10 protein-coding genes and 1 tRNA gene are annotated in these 7,135 nt (G+C 42.7%); 8 read left to right on the forward strand and 3 right to left on the reverse strand.

Features of this window, described 5'->3' with window-relative positions:
• Positions 1–9: 9 nt before the first annotated feature.
• Positions 10–351 carry a zinc-ribbon domain-containing protein gene (locus PHX29_01805; GenBank protein MDD5604641.1) on the reverse strand — a complete coding sequence of 114 codons (342 nt, stop codon included), beginning with the start codon at positions 349–351 and terminating at the stop codon, positions 10–12.
• A gap of 14 nt (positions 352–365) precedes the next feature.
• Positions 366–1,313 (reverse strand): trypsin-like peptidase domain-containing protein, encoded by a 948-nt coding sequence (locus PHX29_01810; GenBank protein MDD5604642.1) that lies wholly within the window; start codon positions 1,311–1,313, stop codon positions 366–368.
• 112 nt (positions 1,314–1,425) lie between these two features.
• Here PHX29_01810 and PHX29_01815 point away from each other — a divergent pair.
• Positions 1,426–1,507 (forward strand) — tRNA-Leu (locus PHX29_01815).
• 60 nt (positions 1,508–1,567) lie between these two features.
• Here PHX29_01815 and PHX29_01820 read toward each other — a convergent pair.
• Complete coding sequence (locus tag PHX29_01820; protein ID MDD5604643.1) at positions 1,568–1,843, reverse strand: sulfurtransferase TusA family protein; 276 nt, start codon at positions 1,841–1,843, stop codon at positions 1,568–1,570.
• 287 nt (positions 1,844–2,130) lie between these two features.
• Between PHX29_01820 and PHX29_01825 the strand changes: the two genes are divergently transcribed.
• From PHX29_01825 to PHX29_01855, 7 genes are all read left to right on the forward strand, one after another.
• Complete coding sequence (locus PHX29_01825) at positions 2,131–2,637, forward strand: DUF3343 domain-containing protein (protein ID MDD5604644.1); 507 nt, start codon at positions 2,131–2,133, stop codon at positions 2,635–2,637.
• Positions 2,638–2,640: 3 nt separating this feature from the next.
• Positions 2,641–3,552, forward strand: coding sequence for an NAD(P)H-hydrate dehydratase (locus tag PHX29_01830; GenBank protein ID MDD5604645.1), 912 nt, complete (start codon positions 2,641–2,643; stop codon positions 3,550–3,552).
• 55 nt (positions 3,553–3,607) lie between these two features.
• On the forward strand, positions 3,608–4,183 hold the full coding sequence (gene yedF, locus PHX29_01835) for a sulfurtransferase-like selenium metabolism protein YedF (GenBank protein MDD5604646.1): 576 nt from the start codon (positions 3,608–3,610) through the stop codon (positions 4,181–4,183).
• Between the two features lie 216 nt (positions 4,184–4,399).
• Positions 4,400–4,777 (forward strand): DUF3343 domain-containing protein, encoded by a 378-nt coding sequence (locus PHX29_01840; protein MDD5604647.1) that lies wholly within the window; start codon positions 4,400–4,402, stop codon positions 4,775–4,777.
• Positions 4,778–4,949: 172 nt separating this feature from the next.
• Positions 4,950–5,813, forward strand: a complete 864-nt coding sequence (locus tag PHX29_01845) for an NAD(P)H-hydrate dehydratase (protein MDD5604648.1) — start codon at positions 4,950–4,952, stop codon at positions 5,811–5,813.
• Between the two features lie 25 nt (positions 5,814–5,838).
• Positions 5,839–6,366, forward strand: a complete 528-nt coding sequence (locus PHX29_01850) for a hypothetical protein (GenBank protein ID MDD5604649.1) — start codon at positions 5,839–5,841, stop codon at positions 6,364–6,366.
• Position 6,367: 1 nt separating this feature from the next.
• Complete coding sequence (locus PHX29_01855; protein ID MDD5604650.1) at positions 6,368–6,901, forward strand: YeeE/YedE thiosulfate transporter family protein; 534 nt, start codon at positions 6,368–6,370, stop codon at positions 6,899–6,901.
• Positions 6,902–7,135: the final 234 nt, after the last annotated feature.

Genomic DNA, 7,135 nt, shown 5'->3' on the forward strand with positions numbered 1-7,135 from the left:
TAACCGCCTTTAATCGGAAGTATTGTCGATCATTTTCTGCTTGCTAATATGTTTGGTAAGTAACTTCTCCAACTGTCCATTTCTAATGATAGCAGTCAATTGTTCCTGACTAATTAATTTAGCAGCCAGCTGGCTTTTAATTTCATCTGCAACCTCAAAAACTTCACGACAATACGGGCACGACATAAATTGTTTTTTAGAATATTCGAAAGTTGGAACTAAGTACAGGGTAAATTTTTTCCGCTCTTGCTCAACAGTGAATAATCCGCGCATTCTGCATTCTGGGCAGGTAGTTGCAATATACCCCAGTCGATCTTTGTAACCTTTGCTTCCGATAAGGAAGAAAAACATTTCAAACAATCGAATTATCCTGCATGTTCGTTGATCATATTTTTTACTTCGTTGATTGGTATTGCCAGGCCTATACCTTCAATGTTTACATCTACATACTTGGCAACATTCACCCCAACCAATTCGCCGGCAAAGTTTAATAATGCTCCACCGCTATTACCCGGATTAATAGCGGTATCGGTTTGTAGATAGTTGTAACCATCAATTTTTCTCATTGCGGATACAATACCTCGTGTTACGGAAGCCCTGCCCGGAATAATATCACCCAGCGGATAGGGGTATCCAATGGCTAGTACATCTGAGCCTACTAAAATCGTATCTGAGTCTCCAAGTGGTGCAAAGGGGAAGTCTGTTCGATCCGAAACCAGTTTCAGAATAGCTATGTCCCTGTCAGCATGGTATTTTAACAGTTCGAGAGATATCGTTTCTCCAGTATTGAGTATTGCGTTTAAGTTCTTCATGCCTTCGACAACATGATAATTGGTGATGACATGCCCGGAAGAAGATACAATGATGCCAGAACCGGATACCTGGTAACTCAGATAGCTGGCTTCAATGTAAACAACAAAAGGTTCGGCAGCTTCGATAATCTGGGCAGCACTGAAGTAATCCGGATTTATTTCTACCAGTTTTTGGTTGATTTCTAAGATTCCGTCACTTAGTTCTCCCAATTGGTCTCTGAATTGGGAGATATCCCCACGAATAGATTGCAATTCCTCCAAGCCGGATTCTAATTGGCTTAAGTTGGCTTCAATCGTATTCAGCTGGTTATTTAACCCAGACGTATGTGAAAGGCTTTCATCAAGCTGTTGCTGGATTTCCGCACCATTTTCTTCCAATGTGGAAATCCGTTGTAGTGCCTTGTCCAGAGTATGGCCTTGTTCGATGTAAAAAAACAGGCTTATACCGGAAAGAGCTATTACCAACACAAACAGCGTCCAAACTAGATTCCATTTCTTCATCACCAACAACCTCCGGCGTGAAATCCTACGAATCCATCTATTGATTATATCACCTGGAGACATGGGGGAATTTTAAACTTGTAGGGCTTTTGATGCTATAATACCACCGAGCGGGGGAGTGCTGGAACTGGCAGACAGGCATGACTTAGGATCATGTGCCGCAAGGCGTGAGGGTTCAAGTCCCTCCTTCCCCATTGTTTAAAATGGTTGCTTTTCACTTTGGATAAAACCAAAAAGCACAGGCAATCTTCTTGCTAATCCTTGATTAAAATGCAGTCCAGAGGAAGATCTCCGGTTCCGGCAACTTTCTTAACTACCATGATAAAAGCGTCTGCAGCTTCATTAACGCTAACGGTTTCATGGCCCCTCATGCGAACAAAGCGTTGCAGGCTTCTGGACGCAGACTTGTCACCTGTAACCTCAACTAGCGCGCCAATAGGGACTCCTTCGAGTGCATCCTTTAGCATCATGTTTGGTGTGGGTGGCTGTTGTCCGCGCACATCCAGCTTTTTTTCGATTTCTTCTGACATAGTAATTTTATTATTCTTTAATCTAGAACAACCGGCTATTGGTGTCAACATATATGGTGATTGTAATAAGTAATATTTATATTGAAACATCGGAACATTTATGATAATATTTTCAGGAAAGATTATTAATGTGGCTAAGAGTTTTACGATGACGTTAATAGACATTTTTACTCGGAATGTAATAAGTAGAAAACACCTGAGTTGTTGTTGGTAATCAGTTCTGTGTTAAATAAAACCCGGGATTAAGGAGGTTTTAACGACTATCGATGGACAATAATGGAAGTAATATGACTGATGGTGGTGGTCTGATAATATTTGAAGACGTCAGCCAGGCTATTCAAGCCGAAAAGGTACTCAGAACAGGCGGATACGCAGTAAAACTTATTGCTCCACCGCCCAAATATCGGATGGGCTGCGATCTGGCAGTTGTAATCAACCTGGTAGAAAAGACTGGTATCGAAAGATTACTTAAAGAAAAAGATGTACATTTCTACCAAATCATTCCAAATCATGGCGGAACAGCTGAGTTGCTGTCAGTGGTAAAAACCACCGATTACGGCAAATGGACCATGATAAAAGCCGGGAATATGAAACTGGCTTTTGAGAAAGAAACTGGTTTGATAGTTAATACTTCCGGCGGGGGATGCCCTGATATTCCCTACCTTCATGCAGAAATGGTTGGGAAAAAGCTAACCCAAGCCCCCAAACCTTCTGAATTGGGTTATACTCTTTGCGCTTTAATGCTGGACCGGGCTTATGAAGAAGCTCTAACAATGTGGAACGGAGGTAATTAGGCAATGCTGGTAATTGGGGGAACTATACCAAAACAGGGCATGCCTTTAATAGCAGGTTATGTGAGGAGGGAAGGAGATATGCTTGTAGCAGATAGCCAGCCTTTCTCACGCATTCAGGGTACCGGCGCTATGATAAGTGCTGCATTGACTGCAACGGAATATATGGGGATTGAACCTCCATATGTTGTAGTCGCCGGAGACATTGGTAAAGGTGATGGTACCCGGTTAATGTATCGATATCTCATCGAAAATATCTCTGCTCTTAAGCCTGCATTTGTAACCCTGCATTACTGTCAGCCTTTTATGAATCTGTTGACCCAATTCGTAAAAGAGGTCGAAAAAATGGCAAAGCCTCCGTTTTTGATAGCGGATGCCGGTGCAATGTATGCAGCAAAAGCGGCTGGCCAGGCAGAGAAGTTCGGGATATTTACTCCGGATCCATCCGAAATTGCTTTTTTAGCAGATCCGAACGCTACTCATCCTGCTTATATTGCCAATCATCTTTTTGATTCGGAAATCGAAGATGTGCCTCAACTGATCAAAGCTGCGTATTCACATAAAAGCGCAGCGAGGGTAATGGTGGTAAAAGGCGCCAGGGATTATATAGCCAAAAATGGAGAGATTCTGGCAACTATTGAAGATCCGAATGTCCCCGTACTCGAAGCGATTGGCGGCACTGGCGATACCATAACCGGGTTGGTAAGTGCTTTTACCTACGCTGGAGTTGAGCCGGTAGAGGCTGGCATACTGGCAGCCAAATGCAACCGTATGGGCGGTAAAATGGCAAACCCGACTCCTGCAACAAAAGTATCGCAGATAATTGATACATTTCCGTTAGTTTTTAAGCAATACCTTTGTGAATGGAGTGGCACATGTGTTACTTCCCAAGGAAATGATAAACGCGGAAATTTTTAATCACCGGGATAGAAATTCAGCATAAATGATCAAAGGAGGATAAAACGAGGTTGCGATGAAACAAATAGACTGTCGCGGTTTGTCCTGCCCTCAGCCTGTACTGTTAACTAAAAAGGCGCTGGAGGAATCTGGAAACGAACCGTTAAAAATACTGTTGGATAGCACAAATGCTCTTCAAAACGTTAAGAGGTTTGCGTCTAGCCAGAATCACCAGATGGATTTAACAGAAAAAGATGGTGTCTTCGAACTAATTATTAAACCCGGACGAGAAAACGAAACGCGCAGCGACAAGACGGGGTCGTATGTAGTCTTGATTACATCGGAGGTTTTGGGTGGAGGTGACGAAAACCTTGGTACAATACTTATAAAATCATTTTTAAATACTTTGTGGCAGAATAACAACCTGCCGACCAAAATACTATTTCTAAACAGCGGCGTAAAGCTGGCTTGCGAAGGATCGAATGTTCTGGACACGCTTAATCTTCTCAAAGAAGCTGGAGTCAGTATCGTGTCTTGCGGGACTTGCCTGGCGTATTATGAATTAACCGATAAGTTGAACATAGGTTATACCGGCAACATGTATGAAATTGTGGAATCGTTGCTTGAGGCAACCAAGGTAATCAAGATTTAATACTGAATTCCTGCATTTAATATGTATTTTCGTCAAGGCTTGCTCTTATAAAAGAGAGCAAGCTTTTTTGTCGATGAATATTTATAGAATACTAGTCATAGCCATAAAAATACGTAATTATCAATATATTATAAAAGGATATAATAGTTTATGCTAATACCTTGACACTAAAGTGTATCAGTAATAAACTAGGCATAAAATATTCCGGAGGCTGTAATGACAGAACAAGGCGATAAAGCGCTAATAGTCTTTGACTATATCTATCATGCCATGCGCGCAAAGCATGTCCTGGATAAAGCCGGTTTTAAAATAAAGGAGGTCGCGCCGCCGGTTGAATACCGTACAGGCTGCGATTTGGCAATTGAAGTTGAAACTCCCGACGTGGATGCTGCGGAAGCTACACTTGAAGAAAATAAAGTAATTATTCTGGACATATTATTTATGCCGAGAGGAACCAATTTGGTACCCGTATTCCTGGCTAAGTTGATCAAAACCTGGGATTACGGAGACTACATGATGGTTCGGTGTGGCAATATGAAAATCACCTATCGTAAAGAAGATGGCGTAATTGTAAACCTCTCAGGTGGTGGCTGACCGGATATCCCATGGCTCGGTCTGAGCCTTATCGGCACAGTAATCGGAGAAGGTCCCAAGCCCAGGGAAATTGGTAAAACCATATGTGCTTATACTTTGGAGCATGCTTATACAAACGCAGAGAAGCTTTTTAAAAAGCAACAAGAAAAGAAAAAGAAGGGGAAGAAGTAAAATGCTGGTAATTGCAGGAACTATACCAATTGACGGAATGCCCCTTACCCAAGGAAGCTGTATCTATCAGAAAGACAAGCTCGCTATAGGTGATTACGTGCTGGAAGGGAAATACGTTACTTTGGGCACTGCCGCCATGGCATCTGCCGCTTCGGTAGCCTGCCAGACCTTGGGGATAGATCCCCCCTACCTGATTACTTACGGGGATACCGGAATGGGTGATGGGACTATCAAAATTCTGGATTACCTCAGCCAGGAACTTGTGAATCTGAAGGCTGATGTTCTTACTCTTCATTATCTCCTCCCAACCAAAGAGCCATTCGAAAAATTGATAAATTCCATGGACAGCCTCGAAAAAAGGCCATTCTTCATAGCTGATGCCGGCGCACTTCTCAATGCCAAAGCCCTCGGGTTGTCAAAGAAATTTGATCTTTTTACGCCGGATCCGGGAGAACTCAGCTTTATTGCTGATGCAGAAGCCCCGCATCCTGCTTATGTGCAACATTTTATTTTTGAAGTAGACGACAAGGAAATTCCCCGTTTAAGTGGAGAGGCATATCAACATGGTGATGCGCCGAAATACTTGCTTATCAAGGCAGCAGTTGACCATATCGTGGTAGAAGGAAAGGTAGTAGGGCAAGTTAAAGAACCTCTTATTCCCTCGCTAGAGGCGATAGGTGGTACAGGAGATACTATTACGGGAGTAGTATCTGCTCTTATTTCTAGCGGCATGGATGTCACGGAAGCGTGTTTGAAGGCAGCTCAAATCAACCGCTTTATGGGAGCGCTGGCACAACCGACTCCGGCTACTCCAATATCTGAGCTGATACCACACATAGCTGAAGCTGTTAAAAAGGTAATATAAACGAGTCCAGAAAGGAGGTTGTGGAATGGAAATCAAATTAGGTAAAATCAATATAACGCTGAAAAAGCCTTCTTTGAAACTGGTGCCAAACATGGCATTGCTTACTGGCATAGCCATGGGAGTACTGGCTGCTATTGCTCAAGGGTTTTTCAACGTGCAACCACCGGTGGGTGATGGCGTATGCGCTGTATCTCATCCAGCAAATCTGATTAACTGGTTGTCCAATACTATCTTCGGTACTGAATTTACTATACATGGAATATTTGTTGGCGTGCCAGTTCTCACCTCAGTTGGCTTTATTCTGGGTTCAACCGCTGCTTCTTTGAAAAATAAGGAATTCAAGTTTCGTAAAGGTCCGGTAAGGGATAGCATATTTGCATTTATGCTTGGTTTTATCATTATCAATTTTGGCCTTCTTTGGGGTTCATGCCCTATTCGCACTTCCATTCTGGCCTCTTACGGAATGATATGGTCTATGCTTGTATTGTTTGCGATTGTACTCGGTGTTATCGCCTCTTGTGAATATATAAAGTGGAAAGTGAGGCGAATGTAAAATGTTTTTAATTGCACTTGCTGTATTTCTCGTTCTTGCTTTTTCTATTTCCTGGGCGCTTGCCACTTATGTGCCGATAAACATAGGGGTGGTAACCCTTATCGTTGGTTTGGTTTTAGGTTATATGGGGCAACGTTCGCGCTTTTGTACGATAAGCGGACTCAGAGATTTTTATCTTGTTAAAGATTCATATCGACTCAAGGGCTTGATCGGGATAATTATTGGCGGTATCATCGGTTTTAACCTGGTGAAGCTTATCAGCGGCAAGCTGGATTTCCCCGGAGTACCTGAATTTCCCATGCTTAGCCAAGGCTTGGCAGTTGAACCCATTGTTCTACTTCCGCTGAGCATAATAGGGGCTTTTGGCATGGCGTTTTTTTCAGTTATGGCCGAGGGGTGTCCTTTCCGCCAGCATGTGATGGCAGGGGAAGGTTATCTATCGGGAATTCTTTATTTATTTGGTCTCTTGTTGGGTGTACTCTTTTTTGATATCGTAATCACCCCATTCCTGCAGGTGTTTACGATCGCTTTTTAATGCGATTCACCAAAAATTTGCGTGGTAAGGCAGGCTGTCAATAGCAGCCTGCCTTTACTTATATGGGCATACCAATACTTTGCGTGTAAAAATTTACCTTATAAACCTATGCAAAAGTTCAGATACATATTGGACTCCCGGGGAGGTGATATCCGGGAGTCTTTTTAATGAAACAGATATATGTGGAAAGTTATTACCCGAGAGGCTATAGTCGTTGGATGCAAAAGATCAACG

This window comes from Dehalococcoidales bacterium (genome assembly GCA_028717385.1).
Lineage (GTDB): Bacteria > Chloroflexota > Dehalococcoidia > Dehalococcoidales > CSSed11-197 > CSSed11-197.